The sequence below is a fragment of the Novosphingobium bradum genome, assembly GCF_042646485.1.
GTDB classification, from domain to species: domain Bacteria; phylum Pseudomonadota; class Alphaproteobacteria; order Sphingomonadales; family Sphingomonadaceae; genus Novosphingobium; species Novosphingobium bradum.
On sequence record NZ_JBHRTQ010000007.1, the window covers coordinates 235,777 to 250,533 of the forward strand.

Below are 14,757 nucleotides of genomic sequence, written 5' to 3' on the forward strand. Positions count from 1 at the left end.
CAGAAAGCAGGGAGTATGTTATGGTGTTTCCAGTGAAGCTTAGAGGGCATGGCGGGATGGGCGGTCTGCGGTCATCGAGCGCGCTCACCCTGATCGCATCCGCCGCATTGGCTGTGTCGGTTTCGGGCGCCGCCCATGCCCAGGACGCGGCTGCCGCTCCGGCGGAGGCCAGCGATGCGGCGCAGGGCGGGATCGCGGAAATCACCGTCGTGGCGACCCGCCGCGCGGAAAGCGCGCAGAAGGTTCCCATCGCGGTCACCGCGGTCTCCGCGGAAATGATCGATCGCTTCAAGATTCTGCGACCCGAAGATCTCTCGCGCCTGTCGCCGGGCCTCGCGGCGGTGCCCTATGCCGGAACCGCGGTCTCGACCTTCAGCATTCGCGGCGTCGGCCAGGCTGACGCGGCGGAGCACGAGGAGCAGCCGGTCGCTATCTACCAGGACGGCGTCTACGTGGCCAACTCGGCGGCCTCTGGCTTCCCGATCTACGACGTGCACGGCTCGGAAGTCCTGCGCGGTCCGCAGGGCACGCTGTTCGGGCGCAACGCCACCGGCGGCGTGATCCAGTTCCTGAGCAACCAGCCCGAAGCCGGCACCTCCGGTGCGATCGAGGCAGCCATCGGCGACTACGACGCGCACCGTTTCCAGGGCTTCCTGAACGTCGGCAACGATCGCCTCGCCGCGCGTGCGGCATTCTACAGCAGCACCCGGGATGGCTTCATCAAGAACCTGAACGGCCCCGACCTAGCTTCGGAAAACGTCATTTCCGGGCGCCTTCAGATCAAGTACCGGCCGGACGAACTGACCAACATCACGCTTCGCGCCGAAGGCTGGCGCGCCCGCGGGACTTCGTACAGCGGCGGCAATCCGACCCCCGCCTACTATGGCCCGAACGGCTATCCGGTCATCATGGGTGCCACCCAGAACTTCTACGGCACCGGCGCCGGCAAGGACCTCTATGGCTATCGCAATGTCGACGGGAACTTCACCCAGTCGGTGAATGACCCGGGCCTGATCTACAAGCGCATCTGGACCGTTGCGGCCACGGCAACGCGCGAGGTGGGCGATATCACGCTCTACTCGATCACCAGCTATGCCAAGTCGCTGGTCAACTACCGCGAAGATACCGATGGTTCGCCGCTGTTCCAGACCACCTACAAGGACGGGGCTGACGCGCACACCATCACGCAGGAACTGCGGGCGGCAAAGAACGCCGGTGCCTTGCGCTGGACGGGCGGCGTCTACCTGTTCGAGGTTTCGGGCAAGTATTACACGCAGTACAACCTGCCGACCTTCTGCGATCCTTCGTCGCCGACGGTCTGCTCCGCGATCGGTGCCGCATCGACGGTGCTGCCGCTTGATGCGGTCAACGGCAAGGGCGCGAGTATGCAGACCGACTATACGCTGCGGACCCGGTCCTACGCGGTGTTCGGCCAGGCAGACTACGACATCACCGACAAGCTCACCGCGACCCTGGGTGCGCGCTATTCGATCGACGACCAGGACTACACCTACAAGGCCACCTGCGTTCAGACGGTCACCAATGCCTGCACCGCGATCTACGGGGTCGGCACGGTTCCGGGGATCGTCTCGGGCCTGGGCCTGATCAGCCTGAGCCAGAACAGCAAGGACTGGAGCGGCAAGGCCGGCCTCAGCTACAAGATCACGCCGGATTCGATGATCTATGCCAGCTACAGCAAGGGGCTGAAGTCGGGCGGCTACAGCACGGCGACCGACGGCTTTGTGTTCCCGGGCCAACTCTCGTTCAAGCCCGAGACGCTCTATGCCTCGGAAATCGGGTTCAAGAACAAGCTGTTCGACCGCCGGCTGATCCTCAACCTGAGCGCGTTCCACTATACCTACCACGACTTCCAGACGTTCCAGTTCAGCGGGGTTTCGTTCTCGGTCGTCAACAAGGACGCCTATGCCACCGGCGGCGAGATCGAAATCACCGCCCTGCCGACCCCCAGCCTCACGCTGAATGCCAATATCGCCTACAACGACTTCTGGGTTAAGGGCATCGTCACCCCGAATGCCCCGGGCGGCGAGCGGCAGCGGGCGATCAATGCGCCCAAGTGGACCGGCAGCTTCAGCGCCACGAAGACGTTCGACCTGCCGAACGACTGGACGCTGTCGCTGGGCTATAACGCCCGCTACACCGGATCGCGCTATTTCGGCATCGTCAACAGCGCGATCAACTTCGGATCCTCGTTCGTGATCCAGGATGTCAACGTGACCCTCGAAAGCAAAAACGGCGTGACCGTTTCGGCTTACGTCAACAATGTCGCCAACAAGGTCTACCAGACCATCGCCTTCGACCAGACGTTCAACGGCTACCAGCTCGCCCACTACGGGCTGCCGCGCACGTTCGGTCTCAGCGCGAAGTACGCCTTCTGATCTGATTTCCGCCTCCACCCGACTGAACCGAGTGATGTCCGTCACATCCCGCCGTGAAAGCAATGCCCCCGTTTGCGAAGGTTTTCTTTCGCGGCAGGGCGCGGCGGGCATCACTCGGTCCTTTTTGAAGGGTGCCGGAGACCTGGATTGATGGCCGTCCCGGGCCGGGGCCGCGGCGCTCCGGAATGCGGGGGCGGCAGCGGAATTCCCGACCCGCCCGCCGTCTGCGCGATGGACGAGGGGCGAGACGCGAACGAGGTTGAACAGCGATAAGCATATGCGGGAGCGGTCATGGAACCTTCGATGCAAATGACCTTCGATGAAGGCTCCCCCGCAATCCGCGCGGACGGGCGTGGCGGACTGAAGAAGAACACGCTCGGCACCCTCGATATCGCCTTCTTCATCATTGCCGCCGCATCGCCGCTGACCGGGGTCATCGCCATCGTTCCGATCATGCTGGGCATGGGGGTTGGCATCGGCTCGCCGGCCGCCTTCCTGATCGTGGCCGGGATCCTGCTGCTGTTCGCCGTGGGCTATGTGGCCATGACCCGGCACATCAGCAATGCCGGCGCCCTGTATACCTACGTGACCGTGGGGCTTGGCCAGTCGGCGGGGCTTGGCGCGGCGGCGCTGACCATCTTTTCCTACAGTGCCATCCAGATCGGCCTTTACGGCGGCTTCGGCTACTATGCAGCCGAGCTGGTCGCCGGGGCGAGCGGCCTGCACGTGCCGTGGTGGCTCCTGGCGGCCGCGGCGGCCATGGCCTGCCTGCTCCTGGGGGTGCGCGGGGTGCATTCCGGAGCCGTGGTCCTGGGCATTTCGCTGTCGCTGGAATGCCTGCTCCTGCTCGTCCTCAGCGTCGGCATGGTCCGCAACGGGCCGGCCTCCGCCTTGCACTATTCGCTGGCCGGCTTCAGCCCGGCCTCGCTTGTCCATCCCGGGCTTGGCGTCGGCCTGATGTTCGCCTGCGCCACCTTCATCGGCTTCGAGGGCAGCGCGATCTACAGCGAGGAGGCGCGCGACCCCAAGCGGACCGTGCCGAACGCCACCTACTTCTCGGTCATCTTCATGGCCTTCGTCTACAGCGCAGTGACCTGGCTGATCGTCAATTTCCTGGGCGAAGGGCAGGCCGTGGCCATTGCCCGGGCCGATGGCGGCAACCTGCTGTTCGATGTCAGCACCAGGGCGCTTGGCCCGGGGCCGACGCAGGTGTTCAACGTCTTCATCGTTTCGGCGATCTTCGCCGCGCTGCTCACCTTTCACAACAACATCGCCCGCTATCTCTACTCGCTGGGGCGGCAGGGATTGCTGTGGAAGCCGCTGGGCGCCACCCTGGCCGGCGCGCAGACCCCCCATGTGGCCTGCGCGGTCCAGACGGTTACCGCCATGCTGGCCATCGCGATCTTCGCGGTCCTGGGGCTTGATCCCTACGGCGTGCTGTTCGCCTCGATGACCGGCATGGGCTCGGTCGGGATCATCCTCGCGCAGACGATCTCGGCGGTCGCCATCTTCGCCTTCTTCCGCAAGAGCGCCGTGGACAAGCGCCTGGCGCAGACCTTCATCGCGCCGCTGCTGGCGGTGATCGGGCTTTCCGGCTTCCTCTACTACGCGCTCGACAGCGTGGAGCTGCTGATCGGAATGTCGGGCGCCGTCTCGCGGCTGCTGGCCGGGCTGGTCTTCGTCATCTTCGGCGGCGGGATGGGCTACGGCTGGTGCGTGAAGCGGCGCGATCCGGCGAAGTATGCACGGCTCGCAAGGGTGCTCGTCGAATAGGCCGGCGCACGGGCGATGGAACACGAATTGGACCCTCTCGGGTCAGACAAGCAGGAAAGACGATCATGACGACCGGTACCCGTCCAGACTTCGCCGGGATGGCCAGCACGCTCAGGTTCCAGACCCAGGCGTTCATCGATGGGCGGTTCGTGCCCGCGCTGTCGGGCAAGACCTTTGCGACCATCAACCCGGCCACCGGCCGGGAGCTGGCCCGCGTGGCCGAATGCGATGGCCGGGACGTCGACGTGGCGGTTGCCGCGGCCAAGGCGGCCTTCGCGGACGGGCGGTGGGCGGCTCTCGCGCCCAAGGAGCGCAAGCGCGCGCTGTTGCGGCTGGCGGACCTGGTGGAGGCCCATGCCATCGAGCTGGCCCTGGTCGAAAGCCTCGACAACGGCAAGCCGGTTGACGATGCCCTTGCCGCCGATCTTCCCGATGCGGTCGATACCCTTCGCTGGCACGCCGAAGCGATCGACAAGCTCTATGACCAGGTTTCCCCGACGGCGGGGGATATCGTCTCGCTGGTCGTGCGCGAGCCGGTCGGCGTGGTCGGCGCGGTGATCCCGTGGAACTTCCCCCTCGCGATCCTGGCGATGAAGGTCGGCCCCGTGCTGGCGGGCGGCAACTCGATCGTGGTCAAGCCGGCCGAGCAGACCTCGCTCAGCGCCCTGCGCTTTGCGGAACTGGTCAAGGAGGCGGGCATTCCGGACGGTGTGTTCAACGTCGTTCCAGGCTTTGGCGAAACCGCGGGGCAGGCCCTGGGCCGGCACCCCGACGTGGAGTGCCTCTCGTTCACCGGATCGACCGAAGTGGGGCGCTACTTCCTCAACTATTCGGCCGAATCCAACCTCAAGAAGGTTGTGCTGGAGCTGGGCGGGAAGAGCCCGGTGATCGTGATGAACGATGTTGCCGACCTGCAGCCGGTGGTGGAGCAGATCGCGATCGGCATCCTGTTCAGCCAGGGCGAGAATTGCAGCGCCGGCTCGCGGCTCCTGGTCCATGCCGACATCAAGGACCGCCTGCTCGAAGCGCTGCTGGCCCAGTTCGCGGAATGGACCGTGGGCGATCCGCTCGCGGAAGGGACGCGCATCGGCGCGGTCATCGAGGAGCGCCACATGGACCGCATCCTGGGCTACATCCAGAGCGGCAAGGACGAAGGCGCGCGGATCATCTGCGGCGGCGAGCGGGTTCGCGCGGAAAGCGGCGGCTATTTCGTTCAGCCGACGATCTTCGACGACGTGACCAATGCCATGGTGATCGCCCGCGAGGAAATCTTCGGGCCGGTCCTTTCGGTGATCACCTTCAACACGGTGGAAGAGGCGATCGCGATCGCCAACGACACCCCCTATGGGCTGGCTGCCTCGCTCTACACCAACGACCTCACCACGGCCCACAAGGTCTCGCGGGCGATCCGCGCGGGAACCGTCTCGGTGAACTGCTTCTCCGAGGGGGACCAGGCGGTGCCGTTCGGCGGGTTCAAGCAATCCGGTTTCGGCGGCAGGGAAAAGTCCTTCTCCGCCCACGACCAGTACACCGAGCTCAAGACGATCTGGATCCAGCTGGGCGCGTAGAAGGATGGGCCGGATGTCCGAAGAAGCATTTGACTATGTGGTCGTGGGTGGAGGCTCGGCCGGCTGCGTCGTGGCCAATCGTCTTTCGGAGGATGGCACGAAGCGGGTCCTGCTGCTCGAGGCGGGGCCGCGCCACAACAGCGTCATCCTCGATATGCCGGCCGCGCTTGGCCTTCCGCTGGAATCGACGAAGTTCAACTGGGGCTTCAAGAGCGAGCCGGAGCCGGGGCTGAACGGGACTGTCAGCGACCAGCATCGCGGGCGGGTACTGGGCGGGTCCTCGTCGATCAACGGCATGGTCTTCGTGCGCGGCAATCCGGCCGACTATGACAACTGGGCCAGGCTCGGCAATCCGAAGTGGTCCTATGCCCACTGCCTGCCCTATTTCCGCAAGATGGAGACCTTCGAGGGTGGCGCCGACGACTACCGGGGCGGGGACGGGCCGCTGCACGTCCACCGGTGCAAGGCCGACAACCCTCTGTATCGCGCCTTCATCGCCGCGGCCCGGCAATATGGCTTGCCGTTCAACCCGGACCAGAACGGGCGCGATCAGGAAGGCGTGAACCTTGCCCAGGCATCGACCTACAAGGGCGTGCGGTGGAGCACGGCGCGCGCCTACATCGATCCGGCGAGGGGCCGGCGCAACCTGGTCGTGCGGACCGGCGCGCAGGTGACCGGCCTGTCCTTCGACGGCACCCGGGCAACCGGGGTCGAGTATGAACTGCGGGGCCGCAAATGCCGCGCCATGGCCGGCGCCGAGGTGATCCTGTGCGCCGGCGCCTTCGGCTCGCCGCAGCTGTTGATGCTGGCCGGGATCGGCGACGCGCAGGAACTCGGCGAGCTTGGCATTCCGGTCCGCCAACACCTGCCCGGCGTGGGCAAGGACCTGCAGGACCACGTTGCGGTGGCCATCCAGTACTCCACCGAAAGCAGGACCGCCTCTCCCACCCGGCAGCTGTCGATGATCGGCCGGCTGGTGCTGGGGATCAAATGGCTGTTTCTTCGCAAGGGGCTGGGCACGTCCAACTATTTCGAGGTGGGGGCGTTCTTCCGCGGCAACGATGCGGTCGAATATGCCAACCTCCAGCACGAATTCTTCCCCATGGTGGGCGAGTTCTATCGCGGCGAAGCCCGGATCAGCCCGGGGTTCCAGTACTTCACCAGCGTGATGCGGCCGGAGAGCCGGGGCAGCGTGACCCTTCGCTCGGCCGATCCCAAGGCTGCGCCGGTCATCCGGATGAATTTCCTGACCGCCCCGGAGGATCTGCGCCAACTGCGCGAAGGCGTCCGCAAGACCCGCGAGATGATCGCCCAGCCAGCCTGGGACGAGCTGCGCGGCGAGGAACTCAGTCCCGGTTCCCGCATCCAGTCGGACGAAGACCTCGATGCGTGGATCAGGGCCAACGCCGGCACCGGCTATCACGCGGTGTCCACCTGCCGGATGGGGACGGACGAGATGGCCGTGGTCGACGAGGACGGGCGGGTTCACGGGATGCAGAACCTGCGCGTGGTCGATGCTTCGGTCTTCCCGAAGCTGATTACCGGCAACACCAATGCGCCCACCATCATGCTGGCCGAAAAGCTCAGCGATCACATTCTCGGGAAGATGTGCGCTCCCCAGTCGCCCGCTTGCTGCTAAAACGTCGGCGCGGCCTGCGCCGGAGCCCAGAGCGGATTTTTCGTGGCCGGCATCGCGCCGGTCGAACATTCAGGAATCAAGGTCTGTCGAAATGAAAATTGTTGGTCTGGACGTGTTTCGCTACGATGTCGGCTACGCGCACGGCACCTATGTCATGTCGGGCGATCGGCGGGCGTCGGTCGAAGACGGAACCGTGGTCCGCATCCGCACCGACGAGGGCATCGAGGGCTGGGGCGAGATCACGACCCTGGGCAAGGTCTATCTGCCCACGTTCCCCGAAGGCATCCGCACGGCGCTGAAAGACCTTGGCGAGGCGCTGCTCGGGCAGGATCCGACCAACATCCTGAACGTGAATGCGATCATGAACGCCACCCTGATGGGGCAGACCTTCGCCAAGAGCGCGATCGACATCGCCTGCTGGGACATCCTCGGAAAGTCGCTCGACCGGCCGATTTCCGCCCTGCTTGGCGGGGTGATCAATCCGCGCTTCCCGATCTACGAGGCCGTGCCGCTGGCCAGCCCCGAGGCCATGGCCGAATTCATCCAGCAGCGCCGCGCCGATGGGGTCAACCGGTTCCAGCTCAAGGTCGGCAACAATCCGTTTGACGATATCGCGCGGACCAAGGTCTGCGTGAACGCGGGCAACGAGGAGACGGTGATCGTCGCGGATTCGAACGGCGGCTGGTCGCTGGCCGCGGCGAAGCTGGCGATCCAGGGCATGGCGGGCCTGCCGGTCTATGTCGAACAGCCCTGCCGCTCCACCACCGACTGCATCCTGGCGCACCGCAATTCGGCCCTGCCGCTGGTTCTCGACGAATCGATCGTCGACAACGACGAGGTCTATCGCGCCAAGTATGAGGCGAACGCCGTCTCGATCAATCTCAAGTTCGGCAAGCTGGGCGGGCTGACCAATCTCGTGCGCGCGCGCGATCTCGTCCAGGACCTGAACATGGCGGTCTCGGTGGAGGATATGTGGGGCGGCGATATCATCACCGCCGCGACCAGCCACATTGCCGCCACCACGCGCCCGGAATCGCTGCTGATGACGCCCTTCTTCAACGATTGGACCGACGGCCACACCGCCGGTTATTCGCCCCGCTCGCAGAACGGGTTCGGCAGCGCGCCCACCGCGCCCGGGCTTGGGATCGAAGTCGATGCCGGCTATCTGGGGCAGCCGGAATTCGTCGTCGGGCAGATCTAGCGCAGGGGCGGGCGGGCACGTCGTCGGGAGTTGGGGGGAGGAATCCTGCCCGGCGGTGCGCGGTCCGAATTGGGCTGACAGCACCAGCGCATGGGCGCAAGGTGGTGGGGTACTCCCATTCCCCACCGGCCGGCTGGCCATTGCAGGTGACAGGTCAGATGGAGCCGGTATCGATCCTTTCGCTGGCAACTGAAACGCCGCCGCACGTGCTCTCGCAGGCCGAGGCGCTCGATGCCGCACGCGGGTTGATCGGCCGGAATTTCGGCGATTTCGAGCGGCTTTCGACGGTCTATGCCAATGCCGGGGTCCAGTTCCGCCAGCTTGCGATGCCGGTCGATTGGTATCGGTCCCCGCGTACCTTGCAGGAGCGCGCCGCGGTATACCTCGCGGTAGCGCTCGATCTGTTCGTGACAGCGGCGGCGCGTGCCCTGGCCGAAGCTGGGCTGAGGGCAGAGGACGTCGACGCGATCGTCACCGTATCGTCCACCGGCATCGCCACGCCGAGCCTGGAGGCCCGCGCGATGGCGCACCTCCCGTTTCGTTCCGATGTCGCGCGCGTGCCGGTGTTCGGGCTTGGCTGCGCGGGCGGGGTGACCGGGCTGGCCCTTGCCGGCAAGCTTGCCCGGGCAGCGCCGGGATCGACGGTGCTGTTCGTGACGGTCGAATTGTGCAGTCTTGCGCTCCGCACAAACAATGCGGACAAGGCCGATATCGTCTCCACCGCGCTGTTTGGCGACGGGGCGGCGGCCTGCGTGGTGCGGGGCGGCGTGGATGGCTTCGCGCAGCTCTGCGGCGCTGCCGAGAAGACCTGGAATGCCACGCTGGATATCATGGGCTGGCAGGCGGAGCCGACCGGCCTCGGCGTTGTCCTCAACCGCGCCATTCCGGCCTTCGCGCGGCGCGAAATGCGCCAGGCGATGGCCGAGATGCTGGCCCCGCAGGGCTTCGGCATCGCGGACGTGGATCGGTTCATCTTCCATCCCGGCGGGGCCAAGGTGGTCGATGCGGTCGAAGGGGCCTTGTCGCTCGGGGAGGGCTCGCTGGCGACCGAGCGCGCGGTGCTGCGCGATCACGGCAATATGTCGGCACCCACCGCGCTGTTCGTGCTCGACCGCTGCCGCAAGGCCGGGCTGATGCCGCTGACCGTGCTGAGCGCGCTGGGACCGGGCTTTACCACTTCCTCCCTCACGCTGCGTTGCCCGGCATGAACTGGCCGTTCGCCATACTGGCCTTCGTGACGGTGCAACGCCTTGGGGAACTGGCCATCGACCGGCGCAACACCGCGCGCCTGCTCGCCGCCGGTGCCCATGAAGTCGGCGCCGGGCACTATCCCGCCATGGTGGCGATGCACGCGGCCTGGCTTGTCGCGCTGTGGGCCACCGCTGGGGATCGCCCCGTCAACGGGCTGCTGCTGGCGCTGTTCGGCGTGCTGCAAGGGCTGCGGGCCTGGGTGCTGGCAAGCCTGGGGCCGCGCTGGACCACGCGCATTATCGCCATGCCGGGCGTGCCACTGGTCAGGAAGGGGCCGTATCGCTTCCTGCACCACCCCAACTACGTGGTGGTCACCGCGGAGATCGCGGTGTTGCCACTGGTTTTCGGTTTGGTGTGGATCGCCATGCTGTTCACCCTGCTCAACGCGGCGATGCTGGTTGTGCGGATCGGGGCGGAAAATCGGGCGCTTTACGCCGCTTTGCCTGGCGACCATGGCCGCCAGTGAACGGGGGACACTTCGTCCGGCGGCGAGCGAATTGCAGCAGCCTGACGCCGCCTTCCCGGGCGCCGGGGCGCAAACAGGCCGCGGGTTCCGGCCACTCTCCTGTGACCCGGCCTGGCCGGCGAAGCCCTAGGCCTGATCGAGCAGGTCCATGAAGTCCCGCGCGGCGTTGCGGTCGGCGGGATCGGGGAAGGCGATATCGAGATCGGGCGCGGCGCCAAGAATGTGCAACAGGCACCACATGGCAAAGCGGCGGCCGTGATCGCGCTCCATCCCGAATTCCACGGTGAGCTTTTCCACGCCGTTGGCCAGCGCCTCGGGGGAGAGGCTGCCGAGGTCGCTCGAGCCGAAGTGGCGGGTCAGTTGATCGTCGAGGTCCACCGGGCAGGTCCCGCAGGGTAAGGGCGGCGCCGGGCATGGCCCGGCGCCGCAAAGGATCAGCCGTTGAGCTTGTCCTTGACCGCCTTGGCGGCGGCGAAGCCCAGCTTGCGCGAGGCGGCGATCTGCATGGCCTCGCCGGTGGCGGGGTTGCGGCCTTCGCGGGCGGCGCTTTCCTTGACCTTGAACTTGCCGAAGCCGTTCACGGCAATCTCGTCGCCCTTGGCGGCGGCATCGGTGATGGCGGCAAAGACCGCATCGACGACCTTGCGGGCATCGGCCTTGGTGAGGTTGGCGGCGGCGGCGACGGTGTCGGCGAGATCGGAGGAGTTCATCAAAGGGTCCTTCTGTAATGGTCCTGCCGGGCTAACCGGGTCGCGCGGCGACGTCCAGCGCTGCGCGGCATTGATCCCCGGCCAGATGCGATGGCTGGGCGCTCCGCCCCCTTGCTTGCAGCGCCGCGGCAGTCCGGCCCGGCCGCCATTCCCGTCTGCGAGCGGGGGGCAGGCCAGGGGGCGGTGAATGTCGGAAAAGACATTTCCGCCGTCCATGGCCTGTGCGACACCGTGGAGCGAGGCGCCGGCTCGGTCGCCAGCCCGGTCGCCGGACGGTCGCGCTGGGCGGCGGGCAGGAACGGAGAATGACAGTGCAGGATAGCCCGCTTCTGATCATTGATGAAGGGACGACCTCGACGCGGGCCATGCTCTATCGCGCGAGCGGCGAGATCGACGGTTTCTGCCAGTCCGACCTGGTCCAGCACTACCCGACGGCAGGCCGGGTGGAGCATGATGCGGCGGAAATCTGGGACAAGACCCTGGCCTGCGCGCGGGCCATGGTCGAGCGGGCGGGCGGCGCCGACCGGATCGGCGCGATCGGCATAACCAACCAGCGCGAGACGGTGGTGGCCTGGGACCGGGCGACGGGCGAACCGGTGACCCGGGCCATCGTCTGGCAGGATCGGCGCACGGCGGACCGGTGCCGCGAACTGCGCGATGCCGGGCACGAACCGATGATCAAGGCGCGCACGGGCCTGCTGCTCGATCCCTATTTTTCGGCGACCAAGATGGCATGGATCCTCGAGAACGTGCCCGAGGCGCGGGATCTTGGCAGCCGGCTGGCCTTTGGCACGGTGGAAAGCTGGCTGGTCTGGAAGCTGACCGGCGGCCTGCACATTTCAGACGCCAGCAACGCCAGCCGCACCATGCTGATGCCGATCGACGGCCATGATTGGGACGATGCCCTGCTGGCGCTTCACGGGGTTTCGCGCGCCAGCCTGCCCGAAATCGTCGACATGGCCGGCCGGTTCGGATCGACCCGGCCCGAGCTGTTCGGCGCGCCCATCCCGATCTGCGGGCTTGCCGGCGACCAGCAGGCCGCGACGATCGGGCAGAATTGCCTTGCTCCGGGCGACGTGAAGGCCACGCTCGGCACCGGAGCCTTCGTGCTGGCCAACACCGGCGCGCAGCCGCCGCGATCGACGCATCGGCTGCTTGGCACGGTGCTCACCCAGCTCGAGGGGGAGCGGACCTATGCGCTGGAAGGCTCGATCTTTGTCGCGGGCAGCCTGGTGAAGTGGCTGCGCGACGACATGGGCCTGATCGGTTCGGCCGAGGAAACCGAGCGCCTCGCTCGTTCCGTGCCCGACAGCGGGGGCGTTTGCCTGCTGCCGGCCCTGTCCGGCCTTGGCGCGCCGCACTGGCGGGCGGAGGCGCGCGGCGTGATCGCCGGGCTGACCCACGGCACGGGCCGTGCCCATGTCGTGCGCGCCGCGCTCGAATCGCTTGCACACCAGATGCACGATCTCGAACAGGCCTATGCGGGCGATGGGTGCGTCTGGCGATCGCTGCGGCTCGATGGGGGGATGAGCGCCAACGACTGGGTGGCGCAGGACCTGGCCGATATCCTGCGCCTGCCGGTGGAACGCCCGCGCAACGTGGAGACGACGGCCCTGGGCGCGGCGATGCTGGCCAGCGTGGGTTGCGGCCTTCATGCCTCGCTGTCGCAGGCTGCCGCGATGCGCCCCGGCGTCGCGCGCTTCGTGCCAGGCATGGAGGCCGGGCGCCGGGCGGCGCGCCTCGATCTGTGGCACGAGCTGTTGGCGCGCGAGCTGGGGAGCCTGGCCGGCTAGGGTCTGGCCGGCACCATGGCGGCGATCAGGGGCGGCGATCAGGGGCGGCGATCAGGGGCGGCGATCAGGAGCCGAGCCAGGTCGGCGCGAAGGGGCCGGCGTGGGCGAGGGCGGACAGCGGCTTGCGGCCACTGGGCAATTCGCGCTCGCGCAGGCCTTCGGGGAGCAGGTCCGGGGCGCCCCGGCGCCCGATGGCCACCGCGGCCTCGATCCGGAAGCTTTCGGGCACGGCCAGTTCGGTCCGCACGCGATCGAAGTCGATCCCGGTCATGCCATGGGCGTGATAGCCCAGTGCGGTGGCCTGGAGGGCCATCTGCGCCCAGGCCGCCCCGGCATCGAAACTGTGGCTGTGCGACGGATTGGCCGCTTCGCCCTGCTGCATCACGCTGTCGGAGAGGATGACCACCAGGGCTCCGGCCGCCTTGGCCCAGCTCGCGTTGAAGGGGATCAGCAGCGAAAGGAACAGGTCCCAGTTGGCATCCTCGCGGTGGGCATAGAGGAAGCGCCAGGGCTGGTAGTTGAAGGCCGAGGGGGCGAGGGCGGCGGCCTGGAGGATCACGTCGAGATCGTCCCGCGGGATCGCCGAGCCATCGAAGGCGCGCGGCGACCAGCGCTCGACGAACAGGGGCATGACGCGGGGGTTGGCCTGGCGGGTTTCCATGGGATTCTCCTGTAATTGGAAGGGGGAAGGGGGGAGGCGGAAAAGGTGGGGGTCAGGCGCGGTCGATAGCGATGCGGCCGGGGCCGAATGCGGCGATCTGGAGCAGGCCGCCGGCCATGGCGACGTTCTTGAAGAAATGGATGAACTGGTTCTGGTCGCCCAGGGCAGCATGGAACGCCAGCGCCGTGACCAGGCTGAAGCCGGCCAGGGCCAGGCTGACCAGCCGGGCGCGATAGCCGGCGACCAGCGCCAGACCGCCCAGCACTTCGACCGCGATGGCCCCGGCGAGCGCCAGGTGAGGGAGCGGCAGGCCCGCGCTGGCGATGTAGCCGAGCGCGGCGGCCGGATCGGCGATCTTGCTGACCCCGCTCAGGAGGAAGATGGCCGCCAGCATGACGCGGCCGGCGGCGGCCAGAGGCGCGGCGCGATTTTCGGAAGGCACGGCGGCGGCGGCGGCGGGGGAGATCGTGGTCATGGTTCGGGTCCTTCGATGGAGGATGGTCAATCGGCGTCGACGAGGACGAGTTCGCTGTCTTCCAGCGCCGTGATCGTGAAACTTTCGACAGCGGTGATGGCCACGCCGTCGCGGGCGGCGGCTTCGACGCTGTCGCCCGGCGCGGCGGCTATCCGGACGCGGCCGCTGGCCGGGACAAGGTAGGCGTGGCGGTGGCGAGCCAGATCATGGCGGATCGTCTCGCCGGCCCTGATCGCCGCGCCGAGCACCCGGGCATCGGCGTGGATCGGGAGGGCATCGCCATCGTCGGCGAAACCGGAGGCGAGGGCGACGAACCGGCCCGCGCGATCGGCCTTGGGAAAGGGCCGGGTGCCCCAGCCTGGCGCATGGCCGCGGGCATTGGGCAGGATCCAGATCTGGAAGATCCGGGTTTCCTCGTCCTCGCGGTTGAATTCGGAGTGCTGGATGCCGGTGCCGGCCGACATCACCTGGACATCCCCGGCGACCGTGCGTCCGGCATTGCCGAGGCTGTCGCGATGGGTGATCGCGCCCTGGCGCACATAGGTGACGATTTCCATGTCGCGGTGCGGATGGGGCGGGAACCCGGCCCGGGCGGCGATCACGTCGTCGTTCCACACCCTGAGGCTGCCCCAGCTGGTCCGCTCGGGATCGTGGTATTCGGCGAAGGAGAAATGATGCCGGGCGTCGAGCCAGCCATGATGGGCCGCGCCGAGGCTGGCAAAGGGGCGGAGTTCGATCATCGCGTGTCCAATCCGTCTGTCGTGGGATCGGGCCGGAACTAGGCCTTGCGGATTGATCGGGAAATTCCGATAAAATGCATGATG

13 protein-coding genes are annotated in these 14,757 nt (G+C 67.1%); 8 read left to right on the forward strand and 5 right to left on the reverse strand.

The window, feature by feature from the left end; all coding sequences use genetic code 11:
• Positions 1-56: 56 nt before the first annotated feature.
• The 7 genes from ACFOD9_RS07090 to ACFOD9_RS07120 all read left to right on the forward strand — a co-directional run bounded on the left by ACFOD9_RS07090 (position 57) and on the right by ACFOD9_RS07120 (position 10,294).
• Positions 57-2,396, forward strand: coding sequence for a TonB-dependent receptor (locus ACFOD9_RS07090; protein WP_379509387.1), 2,340 nt, complete (start codon positions 57-59; stop codon positions 2,394-2,396).
• A 309-nt stretch (positions 2,397-2,705) separates the two neighbouring features.
• Entirely contained in the window at positions 2,706-4,169 is a 1,464-nt protein-coding gene (locus ACFOD9_RS07095; protein ID WP_379509388.1) for an APC family permease, read from the forward strand.
• Between the two features lie 65 nt (positions 4,170-4,234).
• The gene (locus ACFOD9_RS07100; RefSeq protein ID WP_379509389.1) at positions 4,235-5,737 is read left to right on the forward strand and encodes an aldehyde dehydrogenase; all 1,503 of its coding nucleotides are present in this window, start codon (positions 4,235-4,237) and stop codon (positions 5,735-5,737) included.
• A gap of 13 nt (positions 5,738-5,750) precedes the next feature.
• A complete protein-coding gene (locus ACFOD9_RS07105) occupies positions 5,751-7,376 on the forward strand; it encodes a choline dehydrogenase (protein WP_379509390.1) in 1,626 nt (541 codons plus the stop codon).
• 91 nt (positions 7,377-7,467) lie between these two features.
• A complete protein-coding gene (locus ACFOD9_RS07110; RefSeq protein ID WP_379509391.1) occupies positions 7,468-8,577 on the forward strand; it encodes a mandelate racemase/muconate lactonizing enzyme family protein in 1,110 nt (369 codons plus the stop codon).
• 146 nt (positions 8,578-8,723) lie between these two features.
• Positions 8,724-9,785, forward strand: coding sequence for a type III polyketide synthase (locus ACFOD9_RS07115; RefSeq protein ID WP_379509392.1), 1,062 nt, complete (start codon positions 8,724-8,726; stop codon positions 9,783-9,785).
• Positions 9,782-10,294 carry an isoprenylcysteine carboxyl methyltransferase family protein gene (locus ACFOD9_RS07120; RefSeq protein WP_379509954.1) on the forward strand — a complete coding sequence of 171 codons (513 nt, stop codon included), beginning with the start codon at positions 9,782-9,784 and terminating at the stop codon, positions 10,292-10,294. Before ACFOD9_RS07115 ends, ACFOD9_RS07120 begins: the two co-directional genes overlap by 4 nt.
• A 126-nt stretch (positions 10,295-10,420) precedes the next feature.
• Here ACFOD9_RS07120 and ACFOD9_RS07125 read toward each other — a convergent pair whose 3' ends face one another.
• Both ACFOD9_RS07125 and ACFOD9_RS07130 read right to left on the reverse strand, forming a co-directional pair.
• Positions 10,421-10,672: a hypothetical protein gene (locus ACFOD9_RS07125; protein WP_379509393.1), complete on the reverse strand. Its 252-nt coding sequence runs from the start codon at positions 10,670-10,672 to the stop codon at positions 10,421-10,423.
• A 56-nt stretch (positions 10,673-10,728) separates the two neighbouring features.
• Entirely contained in the window at positions 10,729-11,004 is a 276-nt protein-coding gene (locus ACFOD9_RS07130; protein WP_379509394.1) for an HU family DNA-binding protein, read from the reverse strand.
• Between the two features lie 311 nt (positions 11,005-11,315).
• Here ACFOD9_RS07130 and ACFOD9_RS07135 point away from each other — a divergent pair, with 311 nt between their 5' ends.
• Complete coding sequence (locus ACFOD9_RS07135) at positions 11,316-12,797, forward strand: glycerol kinase (RefSeq protein WP_379509955.1); 1,482 nt, start codon at positions 11,316-11,318, stop codon at positions 12,795-12,797.
• Positions 12,798-12,861: 64 nt separating this feature from the next.
• On the opposite strand, the gene ACFOD9_RS07140 is transcribed toward ACFOD9_RS07135, so the two are convergent.
• The 3 genes from ACFOD9_RS07140 to ACFOD9_RS07150 are packed head-to-tail and all read right to left on the reverse strand — an operon-like array spanning position 12,862 to position 14,673.
• A complete protein-coding gene (locus ACFOD9_RS07140) occupies positions 12,862-13,458 on the reverse strand; it encodes a nitroreductase family protein (protein ID WP_379509395.1) in 597 nt (198 codons plus the stop codon).
• A 52-nt stretch (positions 13,459-13,510) separates the two neighbouring features.
• Complete coding sequence (locus ACFOD9_RS07145) at positions 13,511-13,933, reverse strand: DoxX family protein (protein ID WP_379509396.1); 423 nt, start codon at positions 13,931-13,933, stop codon at positions 13,511-13,513.
• 26 nt (positions 13,934-13,959) lie between these two features.
• Complete coding sequence (locus ACFOD9_RS07150; protein WP_379509397.1) at positions 13,960-14,673, reverse strand: pirin family protein; 714 nt, start codon at positions 14,671-14,673, stop codon at positions 13,960-13,962.
• Positions 14,674-14,757: the final 84 nt, after the last annotated feature.

Coding starts and splice junctions, on each gene's coding strand:
- ACFOD9_RS07090 (WP_379509387.1), top strand. CDS start 57: ATGGGCGGTCTGCGGTCATCGAGCGCGCTCACCCTGATCGCATCCGCC.
- ACFOD9_RS07095 (WP_379509388.1), top strand. CDS start 2,706: ATGACCTTCGATGAAGGCTCCCCCGCAATCCGCGCGGACGGGCGTGGC.
- ACFOD9_RS07100 (WP_379509389.1), top strand. CDS start 4,235: ATGACGACCGGTACCCGTCCAGACTTCGCCGGGATGGCCAGCACGCTC.
- ACFOD9_RS07105 (WP_379509390.1), top strand. CDS start 5,751: ATGTCCGAAGAAGCATTTGACTATGTGGTCGTGGGTGGAGGCTCGGCC.
- ACFOD9_RS07110 (WP_379509391.1), top strand. CDS start 7,468: ATGAAAATTGTTGGTCTGGACGTGTTTCGCTACGATGTCGGCTACGCG.
- ACFOD9_RS07120 (WP_379509954.1), top strand. CDS start 9,782: ATGAACTGGCCGTTCGCCATACTGGCCTTCGTGACGGTGCAACGCCTT.
- ACFOD9_RS07130 (WP_379509394.1), bottom strand. CDS start 11,004: ATGAACTCCTCCGATCTCGCCGACACCGTCGCCGCCGCCGCCAACCTC.
- ACFOD9_RS07140 (WP_379509395.1), bottom strand. CDS start 13,458: ATGGAAACCCGCCAGGCCAACCCCCGCGTCATGCCCCTGTTCGTCGAG.
- ACFOD9_RS07145 (WP_379509396.1), bottom strand. CDS start 13,933: ATGACCACGATCTCCCCCGCCGCCGCCGCCGCCGTGCCTTCCGAAAAT.
- ACFOD9_RS07150 (WP_379509397.1), bottom strand. CDS start 14,673: ATGATCGAACTCCGCCCCTTTGCCAGCCTCGGCGCGGCCCATCATGGC.